The 614-nt window shown below is 73.1% G+C and carries 1 protein-coding gene; it reads left to right on the top strand.

Annotated elements, in window-relative coordinates; all coding sequences use genetic code 11:
- Positions 1–614: condensation domain-containing protein (locus TSH64_RS30515; protein WP_146208086.1), on the top strand; the 614-nt coding region annotated here is incomplete at both ends.

The following is a 614-nucleotide window of genomic DNA, read 5'->3' as shown; positions in this document are numbered from 1 at the left end:
GTAGCCACTGGAACCAGTCGGTGCTGCTGCGGCTGCGCCGGCCGGTCGATCCGGCGCTGCTGGAGCGGGCGCTCTCGGGCCTGCTGGCCCATCACGACGCCCTGCGGCTGGTCTTCGCCGGCGACGGACGTGCCGAGCACCTGCCGCCCGAGGCGGTGCCGCCGGTGCTGTGGCACCGCACCGTCGCCGATGCCAGGGCGCAGGAGCGGCTGTGCGAGGAGGCCCAGCTCAGCCTCGACCTCGAACACGGCCCGCTGTTGCGCGCAATGCTGGTGGAACGTAACGATGACGGTCAGCAGCGCCTGCTGCTGGCGATCCACCATCTGGTGGTGGACGGCGTGTCCTGGCGCGTTTTGCTGGAGGATCTGCAACTGGCCTGCACGCAGCTGGAACGGGGCGAGGCGGTGGTGCTGCCGGCCAAGACCGCCTCCTTCCAGTCCTGGGGCGAAGCCCTGGGCCGCCACGCCGCGAGCGGGGCGCTGAAGGATGAGCTGTCCTGGTGGCGCGACAGCCTAGCGGGTGCGCCGGCCGGGCTGCCGGGGGTGGCGGAGCCGGTCTCTGCCGAGGCGCTGACGGTGGCGCGGTCGGCCGTTGCGCGGACGCGGCTGGATGCC

This window comes from Azospirillum sp. TSH64, from assembly GCF_003116035.1.
Classification (GTDB): domain Bacteria; phylum Pseudomonadota; class Alphaproteobacteria; order Azospirillales; family Azospirillaceae; genus Azospirillum.
Note: the sequence above shows the minus strand (reverse complement) of the source record. Positions and strands in the feature narration are given on the sequence as shown.